Origin of the sequence: Tenacibaculum sp. 190130A14a, assembly GCF_964048965.1 — a bacterium.
GTDB lineage: Bacteria > Bacteroidota > Bacteroidia > Flavobacteriales > Flavobacteriaceae > Polaribacter > Polaribacter polynesiense.
The window spans coordinates 3,103,478-3,124,203 of the sequence record NZ_OZ040189.1 but is presented as its reverse complement, the minus strand read 5'-3'; the positions used below and the strand labels follow the sequence as shown (position 1 = coordinate 3,124,203).

Below are 20,726 nucleotides of genomic sequence, written 5' to 3'. Positions count from 1 at the left end.
CGGGCTACTAATTCAAAAAACCAACACATATATCATGAAGAAAAGACTTCTAACGTTGTTATTTTTAATAGCACCGATGTTAACCTTCGCACAAGAAAAAGGTTTAGATCAACAAATTGATGAAGGATTTAAACCAATTTCAGATTTCTTTAGTAATGTAATTTTCTTTCAAGTTTTCGGAACTCCATTCGTATTGATTTTATTAGTAGCGAGTGCCGCTTTCTTTACCATATACTTCGGTTTTCCTAATGTACGTCACTTTTTTACAGCTATTAATGTAGTAAGAGGAAAGTATGACAATGTTGATCATGCAGTAGTTGAACCAGCTTATGGAGATGTTACTCCTGGGGGAGATTCAATTGAAACAATTAGAGATGAAAGTCAAGAAGGAGAAGTGTCTCACTTCCAAGCATTGGCAACAGCAGTTTCAGGAACCGTAGGAAACGGGAACATTGCAGGAGTTGCTTTAGCAATTGCTTTAGGAGGGCCGGGAGCAACTTTTTGGATGATCGTTTGTGGTTTGTTAGGGATGTCAACAAAATTTGTTGAATGTACTTTAGGAGTTCAGTATAGAGATGTGGGAGAAGATGGAACTGTGTACGGAGGACCAATGTACTATTTATCTAAAGGTTTAAAAGAAAGAGGATTTGAAATGTTAGGAAAAATTGCAGCAGTGTTTTTTGCAATTTTCTGTATTGGAGGATCTTTTGGAGGTGGTAATGCTGCACAGTCTAACCAAGCAACTATTGTAATTAAAGAATTGTTAGGTTTAGAGAGTGCTGGAGCTGGTGCAATGATTGGTATTGTGTTAGCAATTGTAGTAGGTATTATTATCATTGGAGGTATCAAAAGAATTGCTACGGTAACTGAAAAGGTCGTTCCATTTATGGCATTGATGTACTTATTAGCATGTATTTATATTTTGGGAGCTAATTTCTCTTTAGTTGATGATGCTATCGGATTAATTATTAGTGAAGCATTTAATCCAACAGCAATTGGAGTTGGAGGTATTATAGGAGTATTACTAGTTGGATTTAAAAGAGCGGCGTTTTCTAACGAAGCAGGAGCAGGTTCAGCTTCTATTGCACACTCTGCTGTAAAAACCAAGTATTCTGCTTCTGAAGGTTTGGTGGCATTATTAGAACCATTTATTGATACAGTATTAATTTGTACAATGACAGCTTTAGTAATAATCATTTTTAACTTCGGAGGAGCATTTGAATATGGAGGAGATGGATCAGGATCTGTATTTATTGATGGTGTAGCGTACGAAGGAGCGGGGATTACATCAAAAGCATTTGCACAGTACATTCCTTATTCAAATGTGTTCTTAACAATTGCAGTAGTATTGTTTGCAGTTTCTACAATGATTTCTTGGTCTTATTATGGATTACAATCTTGGAAATTCTTATTTGGTAGAGGTAAAAAAGCAGATTTAACTTATAAGTTATTATTTTTAACTTTTGTTGTGATTGGTGCAGCAGCAAGTATGAATTCTATTTGGGCGTTCTCAGATGCAATGATTTTTGCAATGGTATTCCCTAACATGATAGGACTATATTTCTTAATGCCTGTTGTTAAAAAGCAATTAAAACGTTATCTTGAGGCTATAAAAAGCTAAGAAAAGATAACATGAAAATATTTAAATCCCATTTCTGGTATAACAAACGCCAAAGAAATGGGATTTTCTTTTTGCTATTAATAATCTTAGTACTTCAAGTAACGTACTGGATGATTGGTTTTAATCAAGGTACAGAAAAAGAGGTAATAGAATCGATAGAATTAATTGCTTTTCAACAGAAAATAGATAGTTTTAAACTCTTAGAAATTGAACGTAGAAAGCCCAAACTCTATCCTTTTAACCCAAATTTTATTTCTGATTTTAAGGGGTATAAACTAGGAATGTTACCAGAAGAGATAGATCGGCTGTTAGAGTTTAGAAAAAAGGGAAGATATGTTAATTCTGCTCGGGATTTTCAAAGAGTTACTAAGATTTCAGATAGCTTATTAAGACGTATTGCTCCTTATTTTAAATTTCCTGATTGGGTACTCGAAAAAAATAGAAAGAAACAGGAAAAGTATTTAGGAAAGAATATTCGTCAACAAGATATTGTAGAACAAAGTAATTTGATTAGTGATTTAGAATCTTTCCAAATAATTAAAAAAATAAATATTAACACGGCTCAATTTAAGGAAGTGTTAAAAATACCAGGAATAAATTACGATCTTTGTAAAAAGATTTTTGAATATAGAGATGAAGTAGCAGAGCTCCAAGATATATCAGAATTAAGAAATATTAAAGATTTTCCTTTAGAGAAATACGATAGAATAATAGTATATTTGGAAGCCAAATAAACAAACAACAACAAATTCACAACAAACCGATGAACAGTATGTACTTTACGGAAGAGCATGAAGCTTTTCGTGATAGTTTTAGAGATTTTTTACAGAAAGAAGTAGTGCCTCATATAGAAAAATGGGAAAAAGATGGAACTGTAGAGCGTTTCATTTGGAAGAAGTTTGGAGAAATGGGGTATTTTGGATTGAATCAACCTGAAGAATATGGAGGATTGAATCTTGATTTGTTTTACACTGTAATTTTCTTGGAAGAATTACAAAAAATTAATTCAGGAGGATTTGCTGCCAACATGTGGGCACATGCTTATTTAGCCATGACACATGTTAATAAAGAAGGAGACGATAGAATTAAAGCAGAGTACCTTACACCGAGTATTGATGGAGAGAAAATAGGATGCTTATGTATTACAGAACCTTTTGGAGGAAGTGATGTAGCAGGTATGAGAACTACAGCAATAAAAAAAGATAACACTTATGTAATCAACGGGTCTAAAACGTTTATTACAAATGGAGTGTATTCCGATTATTTAGTAGTAGCGGCAAAAACAAATCCAGAAGATAAACATAAAGGAATGAGTATTTTTATTGTAGATAGAGATACTCCAGGAATATCTTCAACCAAATTAGATAAGCTAGGTTGGAGAGCATCAGACACCGCTGAAATAGCTTTTGATAATGTGGTAATTCCAGCAGAAAATCTAATGGGAGAAGAAGGGAAAGGATTTCCGTATATCATGCAGCATTTTGCTTTAGAACGATTAGTAATGGGGGTTAATGCTCATGCAAGAGCTGAATATGCTGTAGACTATGTTTTACAGTATATGAGTGAAAGAGAAGCTTTTGGTAAGACATTAGATAAGTTTCAAGCTTTACGTCATAAAGTTGCAGAGATGGCGAGTAGAGTAGATATGTGTAAGGAATATAATTACTCTATTACAAAACGTTTAAATGACGGTCAATATGTAGTAAAGGAGGCAAGTATGAGTAAGTTACTTTCTACGAAAATGGCTGATGAAGTTATTTATGATGCATTACAATTATTAGGAGGATATGGTTATATGGAAGAATATCCAATGGCTCGTTTACTAAGAGATAGTAGATTGGGTCCTATTGGAGGAGGAACTTCTGAAATCCTGAAAGAGATTATCGCAAAAATGGTAATTGATAAAAAAGAGTATAAACCAGCTACCTAGGCTTTTTAGATTAGCTTTTTGCGAAAATACGTTTTCGTATCGCAAAAATGGTAATTGATAAAAAAGAGTATAAAGCAGCTACCTAGGCTTTTTAGATTAGCTTTTTGCGAAAATACGTTTTCGTATCGCAAAAATGGTAATTAATAAAAAAGAGTATAAACCGGCTACATAAGCTTTCTAGATTAGCTTTTTGCGAAAATACGTTTTCATATCGCAAAAATGGTAATCGATAGAAAAGAGTATAAGCTAGTTGCTTAATTCTTTAAGAAATTATATAAAATAAAAACCACTCAATTTTTGAGTGGTTTTTTTATGAATTACAATTTTTTAAACATTTGATATTGAAATATTAATAAGTTTTCAACACGAAAACGATTTCGTCTCTATATCGATTTCGTGGTTTCATTTTCTATTTTTAATTTCAAGAAATTTTAAAATAAATAAGTATGAGATCCCTTCTAAAAAAGAGTTGGTATATAGTACCAATGGTAACCGTTTTTTTGAGTTGTTCTAATGAAAACCAAATAGGAGAACAGTTAAAAGAGAGTAAAGTAAAAGAAAGTTATGTTCAATCGGAAAGAGCAGGATTAAAACCAATAGGTTCTGGAGTAATGATGCAGGCCTTTTATTGGGATGTTCCTGCTGGAGGTACTTGGTGGAATACGGTAAAGGATAAGGTGCAAGATTGGAGTGATGCAGGTATCGATGCCATTTGGTTACCACCAGCTTCCAAGGCACAAAATGGAGCAATGTCAATGGGGTATGATCCTTTTGATTATTTCGATTTCGGAAAGTATGATCAAATGGGGAGTGTGGAAACTCGTTTTGGTTCAGAAGATGAATTGAAAGGGTTAATTACAGAAGCGCATGATGCTCAATTAAGTGTTATAGCAGATATTGTAATCAATCATAATAGTGGTGGAGATAGCGAGTTTAACCCAGTAAGTAATCAAAATTATTGGACCAAATTTACACCAGCATCAGGAAGGTTTATTAGAGACTATAATGATTTTCATCCTAATCATAACTTTACAAGTGATACTGGAGTGTTTGGAGGATTTCCAGATTTGTCTCATCACCAAGTTAGAGTGCAAAATGAACTATGGAAAAATCCAGAGTCCGTTGCAAAGTATTATAAGAATGTAATTGGTTTTGATGGTTGGCGTTTCGACTATGTTAAAGGATTTGAACCTTGGGTAGTAAAAGATTGGAAAAATGAAGTTGGAGGGTTTACCGTAGGAGAATACTGGGATGGGAATGCAGCTACATTAGATTGGTGGTCTGGACAAGCGGAAGCAAGTGCTTTTGATTTTGCATGTTATTATAGAATGAAAGATGCTTTTGATGGAAATAACTTAAATAAACTAAATGATGATATGTTATGGAAAAGAAACTCAATGAGAGCGGTTACTTTCGTAACGAATCATGACACTAATGAGATTTATCACGGTAAAATGCTGGCCTATGCCTATATATTAACGCATGAAGGATATCCTACAATTTTTTATAGAGATTATGAAGAATGGTTGAATAAAGAGCGATTGAATAACTTGATTTGGATTCATAATAATCTTGCGGGAGGAGGTACGAATATATTATATACTGACAATGACGAGTATATAGCTAAGAGAAATGGGCATAACAATGCTGGGTTAATTGTATACATTAATAATGCAAATCATTGGCAAGAAAGATGGGTAGAAACCAATTGGTCTAATACTCGTATAAAGGATTATACAGGACATTCTAACTGGGAGCCTGTAACCCAAGGAGGACGCTGGGTAAAGATTCAAGTACCACCTAAGAGTTATTCAGTTTGGGCACCAAAATAATTTTTTGAACTTAGTGTTGTTAATTTAAAAACTCTATGTATCTTTGCAGTCCGAAAATAAAAACAATTAGTAACTTAAATGTTACATTAAAAAATATAGAAGACTACAATGAAAGGAGGTGCAAACACATGTTAATCATTCCAGTTAAAGAAGGAGAGAATATCGATAGAGCATTAAAGCGTTATAAGCGTAAATATTCTAACGTTAAGATCATGAGAGAATTACGTGGTAGAAAGCAGTTTACAAAGCCTTCTGTAGCGAAAAGAGCTCAAAAAATTAAAGCATCTTACGTTCAAAGATTAAGAACTCAAGAAGAATTAGGTTAATCAATAACCTTATAAAGATTAAAACCTGTATTGTTTCAATACAGGTTTTTTTATTTTTAAAACTTTATTTTTGATAAAATACTTGAATTAATGTTAATAGATGCATTTATTGATTACCTATCGTTAGAGAAGAAATACTCTAAGCACACGATAAAAGCTTATGAAGCAGATTTGATGGCTTTTAAGAGGTTTTGTGTAAAAGAGTTTGATCAGGAGGATATTGAAGAGTTACATTATAATCAAATTCGAAATTGGATAGTGTCATTGGTAAATGCTAATGTTGCAAATAGGTCTATTAACAGAAAAGTGAGTTCGTTAAAATCGTTTTATAAATTTTTGCAAAAAATTGGAGAAATAGAAGTAAATCCATTGTCAAGTCATAAATCATTAAAGGTACAAGCAAAGGTTCAGTTACCTTTTTCTGAAGAAGAGGTGTTGAAAGTGTTTGAAGAAATGGTAGAAGAAAATGATTTTGTTGGTATTCGGAATAAATTGATTGTAGAATTGTTGTACACCACAGGTATACGTAGAGCCGAGTTGATTCGTATTAAAGAGTTGGATGTGAATTATAATGATAAGACTCTTAAGGTGGTTGGGAAAAGGAATAAAGAACGGTATGTGGTGTTGTTAGATATGGTTTTAGATACTCTTAAAAGGTATTTAAAGTCTAAAAAACAAATAGATACGAATATAGATGAATTGTTAGTTACAGAAAGAGGAAATAAACTATATGAAACACTTGTTTACCGAATAATAAATTCGTACTTTAGTAGGGCTTCAACGAAGGTGAAAAAGAGTCCGCACATGTTGCGACATACCTTCGCGACTCATTTATTGAACGGTGGAGCATCTCTCAATACGGTTAAAGAATTACTAGGGCATTCAAGTTTAGCCTCAACTCAAGTTTACACACATAGTAGCTTGGAACAAATAAAAGAAGTGTATAACAAGGCTCATCCTAGAGAGTCGACCTAAAAATTGTAAAATTATGAAGGTATTCACACAATCAATTAACTTTACCGCAGATCGTAAATTATTAGACTACATTGAAAAGAAGATTGGCGGGTTGGAAAAATTTCATGATAAGATTGTAGATGCAGAAGTATTTTTAAAAGTCCAAAAAACGAGTGAAAAAGAAAATAAAATAACGGAAGTTAAAATTAATATTCCAGGGAGTGAACTTATTGTGAAGAAACAGTGTAAAACCTTTGAGGAAGGGGTAAGCGTAGCTGTAGAATCATTAAAAAGACAGTTGAGAAAATCTAAAGAGAAATTGAAAGATTCTTTAGTATCATAAAAACATGAAAAAATATTTAAAAAAAGTTTTAGAAATTCGAAATAACTTTTTACATTTGCAGTCCGTTAGAAATAGCGGATTGTTTTTTTATGGCAAAAGCCGATATAGCTCAGCTGGCTAGAGCAGCTGATTTGTAATCAGCAGGTCGTGGGTTCGAGTCCCTCTATCGGCTCAAATAAAACAAAAGTTCATTAAAATATTAAGATTTTATCGGGGAGATTCCAGAGCGGCCAAATGGGACGGACTGTAACTCCGTTGTCTTTCGACTTCGCAGGTTCGAATCCTGCTCTCCCCACAAAATCTTTAATTTTTTATTGCGGGAGTAGCTCAGTTGGTAGAGCGTCAGCCTTCCAAGCTGAATGTCGCCGGTTCGAACCCGGTCTCCCGCTCTAAATTTGTTGCCGACATAGCTCAGTTGGTAGAGCGCATCCTTGGTAGGGATGAGGTCACGGGTTCAAATCCCGTTGTTGGCTCTATTTTTAGAGTTTGTTAAACAACGAGTTTTAAAGTAACACTAAATATATTTAACTAAGAATTAAAATTAATAATCATGGCAAAAGCAACTTATGATCGTTCGAAGCCACACTTAAACGTTGGTACTATCGGTCACGTAGATCACGGTAAGACTACATTAACTGCTGCTATTACTAAAGTATTAGCTGACGCAGGATATTCTGAGCAAAGAGATTTCGATCAAATTGATAACGCTCCTGAAGAAAAGGAGAGAGGTATTACAATTAACTCTTCTCACGTAGAGTACGCAACAGCTAACCGTCACTACGCACACGTTGACTGTCCTGGTCACGCGGATTACGTAAAGAACATGGTAACTGGAGCTGCGCAAATGGATGGTGCTATCTTAGTAGTAGCTGCTACAGATGGTCCAATGCCTCAAACTCGTGAGCACATCTTATTAGGTCGTCAGGTTGGAATTCCACGTATCGTTGTTTTCTTAAACAAAGTTGATATGGTTGACGATGAGGAGTTATTAGAGTTAGTAGAAATGGAAGTTAGAGATTTATTATCTTTCTATGAGTATGATGGAGATAATGGTCCTGTAGTAATGGGTTCTGCTTTAGGTGCTTTAAACGGAGAGCAAAAGTGGGTAGATACAGTTTTAGAATTAATGGAAGCTGTTGATACTTGGATTGAAGAGCCACCAAGAGATACTGAAAAGGATTTCTTAATGCCAATCGAGGATGTATTCTCTATTACTGGTCGTGGTACTGTAGCAACTGGACGTATCGAAACTGGTATCATCAACTCTGGAGATCCTGTAGAGATCATCGGTATGGGTGAGGAGAAGTTAACTTCTACTGTAACTGGTATTGAAATGTTCCGTCAAATCTTAGATAGAGGAGAAGCTGGAGATAACGCTGGTATCTTATTAAGAGGTATTGACAAGACTGATATCAAGAGAGGAATGGTAATCTGTAAGCCAGGTTCTATTACTCCACACGCTAAGTTTAAAGCTGAGGTATATATCTTAAAGAAAGAAGAAGGTGGACGTCACACTCCATTCCACAATAACTACCGTCCACAGTTCTACGTACGTACAACTGACGTAACTGGTAACATTGGTTTACCTGATGGTGTTGAAATGGTAATGCCTGGTGATAACTTAACAATCACTGTTGACTTAATCCAACCAATCGCATTAAACGTTGGTTTACAGTTCGCTATCCGTGAAGGAGGTAGAACAGTAGGAGCTGGTCAGGTAACTGAAATTTTAGACTAATTATAGTTTAATATAAATTATAAGGAGTCTCTTTAAAAGAGAGACTCCTTTCAAATGAAATACGGGTTTAGCTCAGTTGGTAGAGCACTGGTCTCCAAAACCAGGTGTCGGGAGTTCGAGTCTCTCAACCCGTGCAAATAAAGCGAGTTGTAGTTGTTTTTACTGCAACTCGTTAAAAGGATAAGAACATGAATAACTTTATACAATATATCAAGGATTCTTTTGAAGAATTAAACACTAATATGACTTGGATATCTCGTGAAGAGGCGCAAAAGTCTACAGTAGTGGTAGCTGCATTTACAATTATTTTTGCATTAGCAGTTGCGGCTATAGATAAAGTTTTTCAAACTGGATTAGATAACTTCTTTAAAATGTTTTAATGATGGCTGATTCGGTAATGAAGTGGTATGTAGTAAGAGCAATCGGAGGTCAAGAGAATAAGGTGAAGACTTATATCGAGACAGAAATTGCACGTCATGGTTTGTCGGACTTTGTGAATCAAGTGATTGTTCCAACCGAAAAAGTTATTCAAATTAGAAACGGAAAAAAAATAAACAGAGAACGTGTTTATTTTCCAGGTTACGTAATGGTGGAAGCTAATTTAGCTGGAGAGGTTCCTCACGTAATAAAAGCAGTAACAGGAGTTATTGGTTTTTTAGGTGAAACAAAAGGAGGAGATCCTGTACCAATGCGTAAAGCAGAAGTAAATCGAATGTTAGGTAAAGTAGATGAGCTTTCTGTAAAAGATGAAAATGTAGTAATACCTTACTCAGTTGGAGAAACTATTAAAGTAATCGACGGGCCATTCAATGGATTTGATGGTATTATAGAGAAGGTAAATGAAGAAAAACGTAAGCTAGAGGTAATGGTAAAGATTTTTGGAAGAAAGACACCTTTAGAGTTAAACTACATGCAAGTAGAGAAAATTTAATTGTTACACCATAGAAATGTGTTTTTAGCTTCCAATTTTAAACACGTTATTAAATTTTAAACAATGGCAAAAGAAGTAAGTAAATTAGTTAAACTACAAGTTAGGGGAGGTGCTGCGAATCCGTCGCCACCAGTTGGACCCGCTTTAGGTGCTGCCGGTGTTAACATCATGGAGTTCTGTAAGCAGTTTAATGCTCGTACACAGGACAAACAAGGTAAAGTTTTACCAGTTGTTATTACCGTTTATACAGACAAATCTTTCGAGTTTGTTGTAAAAACACCACCAGCTGCAGTACAATTACTAGAAGCGGCCAAAATTAAGAAAGGTTCTGGAGAACCAAACAGAAAGAAAGTAGCAAGCGTTACTTGGGATCAAATTCGTGGAATTGCAGAAGACAAGATGGTAGATATGAATGCCTTCAAAGTGGAGTCTGCAATGAGAATGATCGCTGGTACAGCTCGCTCTATGGGATTAACAGTAACAGGTGATGCTCCTGCAGAGTAAACTTAAAAGCAATTTAGAACATGGCAAGATTGACTAAAAAACAAAAAGAAGCTCGTGCTAAAATTGATAGCTCTAAGGTTTACGATTTAAGTGAAGCATCAGCTTTAGTAAAAGAAATTACAAATGTAAAATTTGATGCATCTGTAGATTTAGCAGTACGTTTAGGAGTAGATCCTCGTAAAGCAAATCAAATGGTACGTGGAGTTGTAACATTACCTCACGGAACTGGTAAAGATGTAAAAGTTTTAGCATTAGTTACTCCAGATAAAGAAGCAGAAGCTAAAGAAGCTGGTGCGGATTATGTTGGATTAGATGAATACCTTCAGAAAATTAAAGGAGGTTGGACAGATGTAGACGTTATTATTACTATGCCATCTGTAATGGGTAAATTAGGTCCTTTAGGACGTGTATTAGGTCCTCGTGGTTTAATGCCAAACCCAAAGACAGGTACGGTAACTATGGACGTTGCTAAGGCAGTAACTGAAGTAAAAGCTGGTAAGATTGACTTTAAAGTTGATAAAACTGGTATCGTTCACGCTGCTATTGGTAAAGCATCTTTCGACGCTGATAAGATTGCTGAAAACGCAAACGAGTTAGTTCAAACACTTATTAAATTAAAGCCAACGGCTGCAAAAGGAACTTATATTAAGAGTATTTTCATGTCTTCAACTATGAGTCCTTCTGTACCAGTAGATGTAAAATCTGTATCGTAAGGCAGTTAAAACTTTTCAATTATGACTAGAGAAGAAAAATCACAAGTAATTCAAGATTTAACAGCACAATTAGCAGATACTAATACTATCTATTTAGCAGATATTTCTGGGTTAGATGCTACAACTACATCTAACTTACGTAGAGCTTGTTTTAAAGCAAACGTACAATTGGCTGTTGTGAAGAATACATTGTTAGAGAAAGCAATGGAAGCTTCTGATAAAGATTTTGGTGAGTTACCAGAAGTATTAAAAGGTAACACATCATTAATGATTGCTGAGGCTGGAAATGCTCCTGCTAAAGTAATTAAAGAATTCCGTAAGAAGTCTGATAAGCCTTTATTAAAAGGAGCTTATGTAGAGGAGGCAGTTTATGTTGGGGATGACCAATTAGACGCTCTTGTTAACATCAAGTCTCGTGAAGAACTTATTGGAGATATCATTACATTATTACAATCTCCTGCGAAGAATGTTGTTTCAGCTCTTCAATCAGGTGGAGGTAAGTTATCAGGTATCTTAAAGACCTTATCGGAAAAATAATTAAGCGCACTAATAAACTAAATAATAAAAATTTTTAAAAACAAATCAAAATGGCAGATTTAAAAGATTTCGCAGAACAATTAGTTAACTTAACAGTAAAAGAAGTTAATGAATTAGCAGATATTTTAAAAGATGAGTATGGAATTGAGCCTGCAGCAGCAGCTGTAGCAGTAGCAGGACCAGCAGCAGGTGGTGGTGATGCAGCTGAAGAAAAGACTGAATTCGACGTAATCTTAAAAGCAGCTGGAGGATCTAAATTAGCAGTTGTAAAGTTAGTTAAAGAATTAACTGGATTAGGATTAAAAGAAGCTAAAGCAATCGTTGATAGCGCACCAGCACCAGTAAAAGAGGCTGTGTCTAAAGATGAAGCTGAAGGATTAAAGAAGTCTTTAGAAGAGGCTGGAGCAGAAGTAGAATTAAAGTAAGCTCACTATCCCGAGTTTAACATCGGGAAAAAACAATAAAGGTTTAGGTATTAGAAACTTAGGTTTCTAGGCCTAAACCATTTTGTGTATATATTCGTTCGTTATTTTATAGTATCTTACAAAGAAACTGTAAATCGATTATAAGGCACTGATTTTTAATCAGTAATAGCAATTAAAATTGCAATATTGAACCTGTAGGTTTCAAAAAAAATATTTTTAATTTAAAAATAGTATCTCTTTTGGCAACGATAAACACTACTGAAAGAATTAACTTTGCATCTTCTCGTTTAGGAGCTGATTATCCTGATTTCTTAGATATTCAGGTGAAATCTTTCCAAGACTTTTTCCAGTTACAAACAAAAGCGGAAGAGCGAGGTGAAGAAGGGTTGTATAAAACCTTTATGGATAACTTTCCAATTACCGATACACGTAACCAATTTGTATTAGAGTTTTTAGACTATTTTGTAGATCCACCTAGATATAGCATCCAAGAATGTATCGAGCGTGGGTTAACGTATAGTGTACCTTTAAAAGCTCGTTTAAAATTATACTGTACCGATCCTGAACACGAAGATTTCGAAACAATTGTTCAAGATGTATACTTAGGTACAATTCCATATATGACAAACTCTGGTACCTTCATTATTAATGGAGCAGAAAGAGTTGTTGTATCTCAATTACACCGTTCACCAGGTGTATTCTTCGGGCAATCATTCCACGCTAACGGAACCAAGTTATACTCTGCAAGAGTAATTCCTTTTAAAGGTTCATGGATTGAATTTGCTACCGATATCAATCAGGTAATGTATGCCTATATTGATAGAAAGAAAAAATTACCAGTAACAACGTTATTCAGAGCCATAGGTTTTGAAAGAGATAAAGATATTTTAGAAATTTTTGATTTAGCAGAAGAAATTAAAGTTTCAAAAGCTGGATTAAAAAAGGTATTAGGGCGAAAATTAGCTGCAAGAGTATTAAAGACGTGGCACGAAGATTTCGTAGATGAGGATACAGGAGAAGTAGTTTCTATTGAGCGTAACGAAATCATCTTCGACCGTGATACTATTTTAGATAAAGAACATATTGATGAAATAATCGAAGCTGGCGCTAAGACTATCTTATTGCATAAAGAAGATAACTTACAAGCAGATTATGCTATCATCCATAATACATTACAAAAAGATCCTACAAACTCTGAAAAGGAGGCAGTAGAGCATGTATATAGACAATTACGTAATGCTGAACCGCCAGATGAGGAAACTGCACGTGGTATCATCGAGAAGTTATTCTTCTCAGAGCAACGTTATAGTTTAGGAGAAGTAGGACGTTTTAGAATGAATACTAAATTGAATCTAAATGAAGATTTAGATCAAAAGGTATTAACTAAAAACGATATCATTACTATTATAAAGTACTTAATTGAGTTAATCAATTCAAAGGCTGAAGTAGATGATATCGATCACTTATCTAACCGTCGTGTTAGAACTGTAGGTGAGCAATTAGCAGGTCAGTTTGGAGTTGGTTTAGCTCGTATGGCACGTACCATTCGTGAAAGAATGAATGTTCGTGACAACGAAGTATTTACACCGATTGACTTAATTAACGCTAAGACCTTATCTTCTGTAATTAATTCATTCTTTGGTACCAACCAGTTATCTCAGTTCATGGATCAAACAAACCCATTAGCAGAGATTACTCATAAGCGTCGTTTATCGGCATTAGGACCTGGAGGTTTATCAAGAGAAAGAGCAGGTTTCGAGGTTCGTGACGTTCACTATACACACTATGGTCGTTTATGTCCTATTGAAACACCTGAAGGACCGAACATTGGTCTTATCTCATCTTTAGCGGTTTTCGCTAAGGTAAATAATATGGGATTCATTGAAACTCCATATAAGAAGGTAGATAACGGAGTAGTTGCACCAGAAGAGCCTATCTATTTATCTGCTGAAGAGGAAGAAGGAATGAAGATTGCGCAATCTAACTTACCTATCAACGAAGATGGAAGTTTTGGAACAGATAGAGTAATTGCTCGTGAAGAAGGTGATTTCCCTGTGGAAACTCCTGAAGCAATTAACTATATGGACGTTGCTCCTAACCAAATCGCTTCTATTTCTGCATCATTAATTCCGTTCTTAGAACATGATGATGCAAACCGTGCGTTAATGGGATCTAACATGATGCGTCAGGCAGTGCCATTATTAAGACCTGAATCACCGATTGTTGGAACTGGATTAGAGCGTAGAGTAGCTAAAGATTCTCGTATTTTAATAAATGCAGAAGGAGCTGGAGTAGTAGAATACGTTGATGCTAATAAAATTACAATTAAGTACGATAGAACTGATGATGAGCGTTTAGTAAGCTTTGATACTGATGAGAAATCGTATGACTTAATTAAGTTTAGAAAGACTAACCAAGGTACTAACATTAACTTAAAACCAATTGTAAGAGTTGGTGATAGAGTTGAAGAAGGACAAGTACTTTGTGAAGGATATGCTACACAAAAAGGAGAATTAGCTTTAGGAAGAAATATGAAAGTAGCCTTTATGCCTTGGAAAGGGTATAACTTCGAGGATGCGATTGTAATTTCTGAAAGAGTTGTAAGAGAAGATATTTTCACATCTATTCACATTGACGAGTATTCATTAGATGTTCGTGATACAAAATTAGGTGCTGAAGAGTTAACGAATGATATTCCAAATGTATCAGAAGAGGCTACAAAAGACTTAGATGAAAATGGAATGATTCGTATTGGAGCAGAGGTGAAGCCTGGTGATATCTTAATTGGTAAGATTACACCAAAAGGAGAATCTGATCCAACTCCAGAAGAAAAATTATTACGTGCTATCTTTGGTGATAAAGCAGGTGATGTAAAAGATGCATCATTAAAAGCTTCACCATCATTAAGAGGGGTAGTAATAGATAAGAAGTTATTTAGACGTGCTGTAAAGGATAAGAATAAGAGAGCTAGAGATAAAGAAGCTATTGCTACTTTAGAAGCATCTTACACTTCTAGATTTGAAGGTTTAAAAGACCGTTTAATCGAAAAGTTATTCTTCTTAGTAAACGGAAAAACTTCTCAAGGAATTTTTAACGACTTAGGAGAAGAAGTATTACCAAAAGGTAAGAAGTTTACTCAGAAGATGTTAAATTCTGTCGATGATTATACACACTTAAGTGGAAATTGGACAACAGATAAAGAATTAAATAAAATGGTTGGTGAATTAATTCACAACTATAAGATTAAAGTAAATGACTTACAAGGTATGTTACGTCGTGAGAAATTTACTATATCTGTAGGTGATGAATTACCAGCTGGAATTTTAAAGCTTGCTAAGATTTACATTGCTAAAAAGCGTAAATTAAAAGTAGGAGATAAGATGGCAGGTCGTCACGGAAACAAAGGTATTGTTGCCAAGATAGTACGTGCAGAAGATATGCCATTCTTAGAAGATGGTACACCAGTAGATATTGTATTAAATCCATTAGGGGTACCTTCTCGTATGAACATTGGTCAGATTTATGAAACTGTTCTTGGATGGGCAGGTCAAAAATTAGATCAGAAGTATGCGACTCCAATTTTTGATGGTGCAAATATCGATGAGATTAATGCATTAACAGATGAGGCTGGAATTCCAAGATATGGTCATACATATTTATATGATGGAGGAACTGGTAAGCGTTTTGATCAACCTGCAACTGTAGGGGTAATTTATATGATTAAGTTAGGACACATGATTGAAGATAAGATGCACGCGCGTTCTATTGGTCCTTACTCGTTAATTACACAACAGCCATTAGGAGGTAAAGCACAGTTTGGAGGTCAGCGTTTCGGAGAAATGGAGGTATGGGCACTTGAAGCATATGGTGCATCAAGTATCTTAAGAGAAATCTTAACTGTTAAGTCCGATGACGTATTAGGTAGAGCTAAAACTTACGAGTCTATCGTTAAAGGAGAGGCAATGCCAGAACCAGGTTTACCAGAATCATTTAACGTATTAATGCACGAACTGAAAGGTTTAGGATTAGACGTTAGATTAGAAGAATAAGCACAGTGAAATGTCTCAGAGTTTAGACTCTGAGGCAAATCATTTTTTCAATAGCAGTCTTTTAAAGGCTATTTTCAATTATAATTCGAATCCATTATCATGGCAAGAAAAAACGAAAAATACACTGTTAAGAAGTTTAACAAAATTACAATTGGTTTATCTTCTCCAGAGGCAATTTTAGAAGCTTCAAAAGGAGAGGTTTTAAAACCAGAAACAATTAACTATCGTACACATAAACCAGAACGTGACGGATTATTCTGTGAGCGTATCTTTGGTCCTGTAAAGGATTATGAATGTGCGTGTGGTAAATATAAGCGTATCCGTTATAAAGGGATCGTTTGTGACCGATGTGGTGTTGAAGTTACTGAGAAAAAGGTACGTAGAGATAGAGTAGGTCATATTAATTTAGTAGTACCAGTTGCTCATATTTGGTATTTCAGATCTTTACCAAACAAGATGGGATACTTATTAGGGTTACCATCTAAGAAGTTAGATATGATTATTTACTACGAGCGTTACGTAGTAATTCAACCAGGTATTGCTAAAAATGCAGAAGGAGAACCATTACAAAGAATGGATTTCTTAACTGAAGAAGAATACTTAGACATTGCAGATGAACTTCCACAAGATAACCAATATTTAGACGATTCTGATCCAAATAAGTTTATCGCTAAGATGGGAGCTGAGTGTTTAGAGGAGTTATTAGCTCGTATTGATTTAGATGAATTATCTTATCAATTACGTCATAAAGCAAATACTGAAACTTCTAAACAACGTAAAAACGAAGCATTAAAGCGTTTAAATGTTGTTGAAGCATTTAGAGATTCTCAAAAGAATAGAGAGAACAAACCTGAATGGATGATAATGAGAGTAGTTCCGGTAATTCCACCAGAATTACGTCCATTAGTACCATTAGATGGTGGTCGTTTTGCTACTTCTGATTTAAATGATTTATACCGTCGTGTTATTATCCGTAACAACCGTTTAAAGCGTTTAATGGAGATTAAAGCTCCTGAGGTAATTTTACGTAACGAGAAGCGTATGTTACAAGAATCTGTAGATTCATTATTCGATAACACACGTAAAGCTTCAGCAGTAAAAACGGAATCTAACAGACCATTAAAATCTTTATCTGATAGTTTAAAAGGTAAGCAAGGACGTTTCCGTCAGAACTTATTAGGTAAGCGTGTTGATTATTCTGCACGTTCGGTAATTGTTGTTGGACCTGAATTAAAGTTATATGAATGTGGATTGCCAAAAGATATGGCAGCTGAATTATACAAGCCTTTCGTAATTCGTAAGTTAATCGAAAGAGGTATTGTTAAGACAGTAAAATCTGCAAAGAAAATTATAGATAGAAAAGAGCCTGTTGTTTGGGATATCTTAGAAAATGTAATTAAAGGACACCCGGTGTTATTAAACCGTGCCCCTACCTTACACCGTTTAGGTATTCAAGCATTCCAACCTAAATTAATTGAAGGAAAAGCGATTCGTTTACACCCATTAGTATGTACGGCATTTAACGCCGATTTCGATGGGGATCAAATGGCGGTTCACTTACCATTAGGACCAGAGGCTATCTTAGAAGCGCAGTTATTAATGTTAGCTTCGCATAATATCTTAAACCCTGCAAACGGTGCTCCTATTACGGTACCATCTCAGGATATGGTATTAGGTTTATACTATATGACAAAAGAGCGTAAGTCTACACCAGAAGTGCCAATTAAAGGAGAAGGGTTAACTTTCTATTCACCAGAAGAAGTAACAATTGCTTACAATGAAGAGAGAGTAGACTTAAATGCAGGAATTAAAGTAAGAACTCAAGACTTAAACGAAAATAAAGAGTTAGTAACTAAGATTATACCAACTACTGTAGGTAGAGTATTATTCAACGAAGTAGTACCGGAAGAAGCAGGGTATATCAATGAGGTATTAACAAAGAAGTCGTTAAGAGGAATTATTGGAGGTATCTTAAAAGTAACTGACATTCCATCTGTAGGTAGATTTTTAGATGCTATCAAAGGAATGGGGTATAAGTTTGCATTCCAAGGAGGATTATCATTCTCATTAGGAGATATCATTATTCCAGAAGAAAAGCATACAATGATTGCTGAAGCTAACAAAGAAGTGGATGGAATCGTTATGAACTATAACATGGGTATGTTAACGCAAAAAGAGCGTTATAACCAGGTAATTGATGTTTGGGGATCTACCAACAATAGATTAACTGAATTATCAATGAAACGTTTACGTGAAGACCAGCAAGGATTTAACTCGGTATTTATGATGTTAGATTCTGGGGCTCGTGGATCTAAGGAACAGATTCGTCAGTTAACTGGTATGCGTGGATTAATGGCAAAACCTAAAAAATCTACTGCAGGAGGTGGAGAAATTATTGAAAACCCGATTCTTTCTAACTTTAAAGAAGGGTTATCAATTTTAGAATATTTTATCTCTACGCACGGTGCTCGTAAAGGACTTGCCGATACAGCTTTAAAAACGGCGGATGCGGGTTACTTAACTCGTCGTTTAGTAGATGTATCTCAAGATGTTATCGTAAACGAAGAAGATTGTGGTACATTAAGAGGTTTAGAAGTAAGACCATTAAAGAAGAACGATGAAATCGTTGAGCCATTAAGCGAAAGAATTTCAGGACGTTCTGCATTATATGATGTATATCACCCAACTACGGATGAATTATTAGTAGGAGCAGGAGAGTTAATTACACCAAAATTAGCAGATGTAATTGAAGCTTCAGGATTAGATAGAGTAGAAGTTCGTTCAGCATTAACATGTGAGGCTAAGCGCGGAATTTGTGCGAAGTGTTACGGACAAAGTATGTCGAATGCTAAGAAAGTTCAAATCGGAGAAGCTGTTGGTGTGATTGCTGCACAGTCTATTGGAGAGCCAGGTACGCAGTTAACATTACGTACATTCCACGTAGGAGGGGTAGCAGGAAACATTTCAGAAGAGAATAAATTAATAGCGAAGTTTGACGGTAAAGTTGTTATTGATGATTTACGTACTGTAAAAGGAAAAGATAGTAACGGAGAAGAAGTTGAAATCGTTATTTCTCGTACAGCTGAAATTAAGATTTTAGATAAGAAAACAGATATTACGTTAAGTACAAACAATATTCCTTACGGATCTATTATTTTCGATAAAGAACGTAAAGAAATTAAGAAAGGAGAAGCTGTATGTCAGTGGGATCCATTTAACGGAGTTATCGTTTCTGAGTTCTCAGGAAAAGTGAAGTTTGACAATTTAGAGCAAGGAATTAACTTCTCTGTTGAAATTGATGAACAAACTGGATTCCAAGAGAAAGTAATTACAGATTCTAAGAATAAGAAGATTATTCCTTCTTTAATTATTGAAGATGCAGATGGAAATGCTTTACGTTCATACAGTTTACCAGTAGGTGCTCATTTAATGGTAAGTGATGGAGACAAAGTAGAATCTGGTCATACATTAGTTAAGATTCCTAGAAAATCTGGTAAAGCAGGGGATATCACAGGAGGTTTACCTCGTGTAACAGAATTGTTTGAAGCACGTAACCCTTCTAACCCAGCAGTAGTTGCTAAGACAGATGGTGTTGTATCTTTTGGTAAGATAAAGCGTGGTAATCGTGAGATTATTATAGAATCAAAAACTGGAGAGGTTAATAAGTACTTAATCAAATTATCTAACCAGATTTTAGTTCAAGAGAATGACTTTATCAAAGCAGGTATGCCTTTATCTGATGGAGCAATTACTCCAGTTGATATCTTAAATATTAAAGGACCTTCTGCAGTACAAGAGTACTTAGTAAATGAAATTCAAGAAGTATATCGTTTACAAGGGGTAAAAATTAACGACAAGCACTTCGAAGTTGTTGTTCGTCAAATGATGCGTAAAGTTAGAATTATTGATTCTGGAGATACTTTATTCTTAGAGAATCAATTAGTTCATAAGAATGACTTTATTGAGCAAAATGACGCAATGTTCGGAATGAAAGTTGTTGAAGATGCAGGAGACTCTGAAAACTTAAGAGCAGGACAAATGATATCTGCTCGTGATTTAAGAGACGAAAATTCAATTTTACGTAGAGCAGATAAGAACTTAGTAATCGCTCGTGATGCACAACCAGCAACAGCTGAACAGGTATTACAAGGTATTACAAGAGCTTCATTACAAACGAAGTCGTTTATCTCAGCTGCGTCGTTCCAGGAAACTACTAAAGTATTAAATGAAGCTGCCGTAAATGGTAAGGTAGATACTTTAGAAGGATTAAAAGAAAATGTAATTGTAGGTAAGCGTATACCTGCAGGTACAGGAATGAGATCTTACGATAAATTAATTGTAGGACCGAAAGACGAAATTGAAAACAGTTTATAATTTCAATTAGAAAAGACCTCTAAATTTTAGAGGTCTTTCTTTTTTAAAACTTATTGTAAATGGACGAAAAAAAAGAACCACAATTAAATATTGAATTAGACCAAGAAATTGCAGAAGGAACTTACAGTAATCTTGCGATTATAAATCATTCGGTATCTGAATTTATTGTTGATTTTATAAATATTATGCCTGGAGTTCCAAAGGCAAAAGTAAAATCTAGAATAATTTTAACACCACAGCATGCGAAACGTTTATCGAAAGCATTGGCAGACAATGTAAGAAAGTTTGAGCAAGCACATGGAGAAATTAAAGACTATGAACAACCTCCAATTCCTATGAATTTTGGTGGAACTACTGGAGAAGCATAAAACAAAAAACCGAAACTGATTTAGTTTCGGTTTTTTGTTTATTTGTAAAATGACATCTTAGAGTAAATGTTATGTGTTGAT

Annotated in this window: 17 protein-coding genes and 5 tRNA genes; all 22 read left to right on the top strand. The window is 35.0% G+C overall.

All coding sequences use genetic code 11. The features are described from left to right. Positions 1-34 precede the first annotated feature (34 nt). The 22 genes from ABNT22_RS14465 to ABNT22_RS14360 all read left to right on the top strand — a co-directional run bounded on the left by ABNT22_RS14465 (position 35) and on the right by ABNT22_RS14360 (position 20,645). A complete protein-coding gene (locus tag ABNT22_RS14465) occupies positions 35-1,621 on the top strand; it encodes an alanine/glycine:cation symporter family protein (protein ID WP_348714106.1) in 1,587 nt (528 codons plus the stop codon). Between the two features lie 11 nt (positions 1,622-1,632). Next, positions 1,633-2,355, top strand: coding sequence for a ComEA family DNA-binding protein (locus ABNT22_RS14460; RefSeq protein ID WP_348714107.1), 723 nt, complete (start codon positions 1,633-1,635; stop codon positions 2,353-2,355). A gap of 29 nt (positions 2,356-2,384) precedes the next feature. After that, positions 2,385-3,551, top strand: a complete 1,167-nt coding sequence (locus tag ABNT22_RS14455; protein ID WP_348714108.1) for an acyl-CoA dehydrogenase family protein — start codon at positions 2,385-2,387, stop codon at positions 3,549-3,551. 446 nt (positions 3,552-3,997) lie between these two features. Next, on the top strand, positions 3,998-5,383 hold the full coding sequence (locus ABNT22_RS14450; protein WP_348714109.1) for an alpha-amylase: 1,386 nt from the start codon (positions 3,998-4,000) through the stop codon (positions 5,381-5,383). Between the two features lie 128 nt (positions 5,384-5,511). Further along, the gene (gene rpsU, locus ABNT22_RS14445) at positions 5,512-5,709 is read left to right on the top strand and encodes a 30S ribosomal protein S21 (RefSeq protein ID WP_299107060.1); all 198 of its coding nucleotides are present in this window, start codon (positions 5,512-5,514) and stop codon (positions 5,707-5,709) included. 90 nt (positions 5,710-5,799) lie between these two features. Beyond that, positions 5,800-6,684 carry a tyrosine-type recombinase/integrase gene (locus ABNT22_RS14440; RefSeq protein ID WP_348714110.1) on the top strand — a complete coding sequence of 295 codons (885 nt, stop codon included), beginning with the start codon at positions 5,800-5,802 and terminating at the stop codon, positions 6,682-6,684. Between the two features lie 13 nt (positions 6,685-6,697). Beyond that, a complete protein-coding gene (gene hpf / locus ABNT22_RS14435; RefSeq protein ID WP_348714111.1) occupies positions 6,698-7,006 on the top strand; it encodes a ribosome hibernation-promoting factor, HPF/YfiA family in 309 nt (102 codons plus the stop codon). 98 nt (positions 7,007-7,104) lie between these two features. Continuing rightward, positions 7,105-7,178: transfer RNA gene (locus ABNT22_RS14430), tRNA-Thr, on the top strand. A gap of 40 nt (positions 7,179-7,218) precedes the next feature. After that, positions 7,219-7,301 (top strand) — tRNA-Tyr (locus tag ABNT22_RS14425). A gap of 21 nt (positions 7,302-7,322) precedes the next feature. Continuing rightward, positions 7,323-7,395, top strand: a tRNA-Gly gene (locus ABNT22_RS14420). An 11-nt stretch (positions 7,396-7,406) separates the two neighbouring features. After that, positions 7,407-7,479 (top strand) — tRNA-Thr (locus ABNT22_RS14415). A 77-nt stretch (positions 7,480-7,556) separates the two neighbouring features. Beyond that, on the top strand, positions 7,557-8,744 hold the full coding sequence (gene tuf, locus ABNT22_RS14410; protein ID WP_348714112.1) for an elongation factor Tu: 1,188 nt from the start codon (positions 7,557-7,559) through the stop codon (positions 8,742-8,744). A 61-nt stretch (positions 8,745-8,805) separates the two neighbouring features. Further along, positions 8,806-8,878: transfer RNA gene (locus ABNT22_RS14405), tRNA-Trp, on the top strand. Between the two features lie 54 nt (positions 8,879-8,932). Further along, positions 8,933-9,124 carry a preprotein translocase subunit SecE gene (secE, locus tag ABNT22_RS14400; RefSeq protein ID WP_348714113.1) on the top strand — a complete coding sequence of 64 codons (192 nt, stop codon included), beginning with the start codon at positions 8,933-8,935 and terminating at the stop codon, positions 9,122-9,124. A 2-nt stretch (positions 9,125-9,126) separates the two neighbouring features. Continuing rightward, positions 9,127-9,675, top strand: a complete 549-nt coding sequence (nusG, locus tag ABNT22_RS14395; RefSeq protein ID WP_348714165.1) for a transcription termination/antitermination protein NusG — start codon at positions 9,127-9,129, stop codon at positions 9,673-9,675. 63 nt (positions 9,676-9,738) lie between these two features. Further along, on the top strand, positions 9,739-10,179 hold the full coding sequence (rplK, locus tag ABNT22_RS14390) for a 50S ribosomal protein L11 (protein ID WP_086030475.1): 441 nt from the start codon (positions 9,739-9,741) through the stop codon (positions 10,177-10,179). 20 nt (positions 10,180-10,199) lie between these two features. After that, positions 10,200-10,892 (top strand): 50S ribosomal protein L1, encoded by a 693-nt coding sequence (gene rplA, locus ABNT22_RS14385; RefSeq protein WP_348714114.1) that lies wholly within the window; start codon positions 10,200-10,202, stop codon positions 10,890-10,892. A 21-nt stretch (positions 10,893-10,913) separates the two neighbouring features. Then, the gene (gene rplJ / locus ABNT22_RS14380) at positions 10,914-11,429 is read left to right on the top strand and encodes a 50S ribosomal protein L10 (RefSeq protein ID WP_299107046.1); all 516 of its coding nucleotides are present in this window, start codon (positions 10,914-10,916) and stop codon (positions 11,427-11,429) included. Between the two features lie 50 nt (positions 11,430-11,479). Then, a complete protein-coding gene (gene rplL, locus ABNT22_RS14375) occupies positions 11,480-11,854 on the top strand; it encodes a 50S ribosomal protein L7/L12 (RefSeq protein ID WP_299107044.1) in 375 nt (124 codons plus the stop codon). 239 nt (positions 11,855-12,093) lie between these two features. Continuing rightward, a complete protein-coding gene (gene rpoB / locus ABNT22_RS14370; RefSeq protein ID WP_348714115.1) occupies positions 12,094-15,903 on the top strand; it encodes a DNA-directed RNA polymerase subunit beta in 3,810 nt (1,269 codons plus the stop codon). Positions 15,904-16,002: 99 nt separating this feature from the next. Next, positions 16,003-20,277 carry a DNA-directed RNA polymerase subunit beta' gene (gene rpoC / locus ABNT22_RS14365; protein WP_348714116.1) on the top strand — a complete coding sequence of 1,425 codons (4,275 nt, stop codon included), beginning with the start codon at positions 16,003-16,005 and terminating at the stop codon, positions 20,275-20,277. A 59-nt stretch (positions 20,278-20,336) separates the two neighbouring features. Beyond that, positions 20,337-20,645: a DUF3467 domain-containing protein gene (locus ABNT22_RS14360; RefSeq protein WP_348714117.1), complete on the top strand. Its 309-nt coding sequence runs from the start codon at positions 20,337-20,339 to the stop codon at positions 20,643-20,645. The last annotated feature ends 81 nt before the right edge of the window (positions 20,646-20,726 follow it).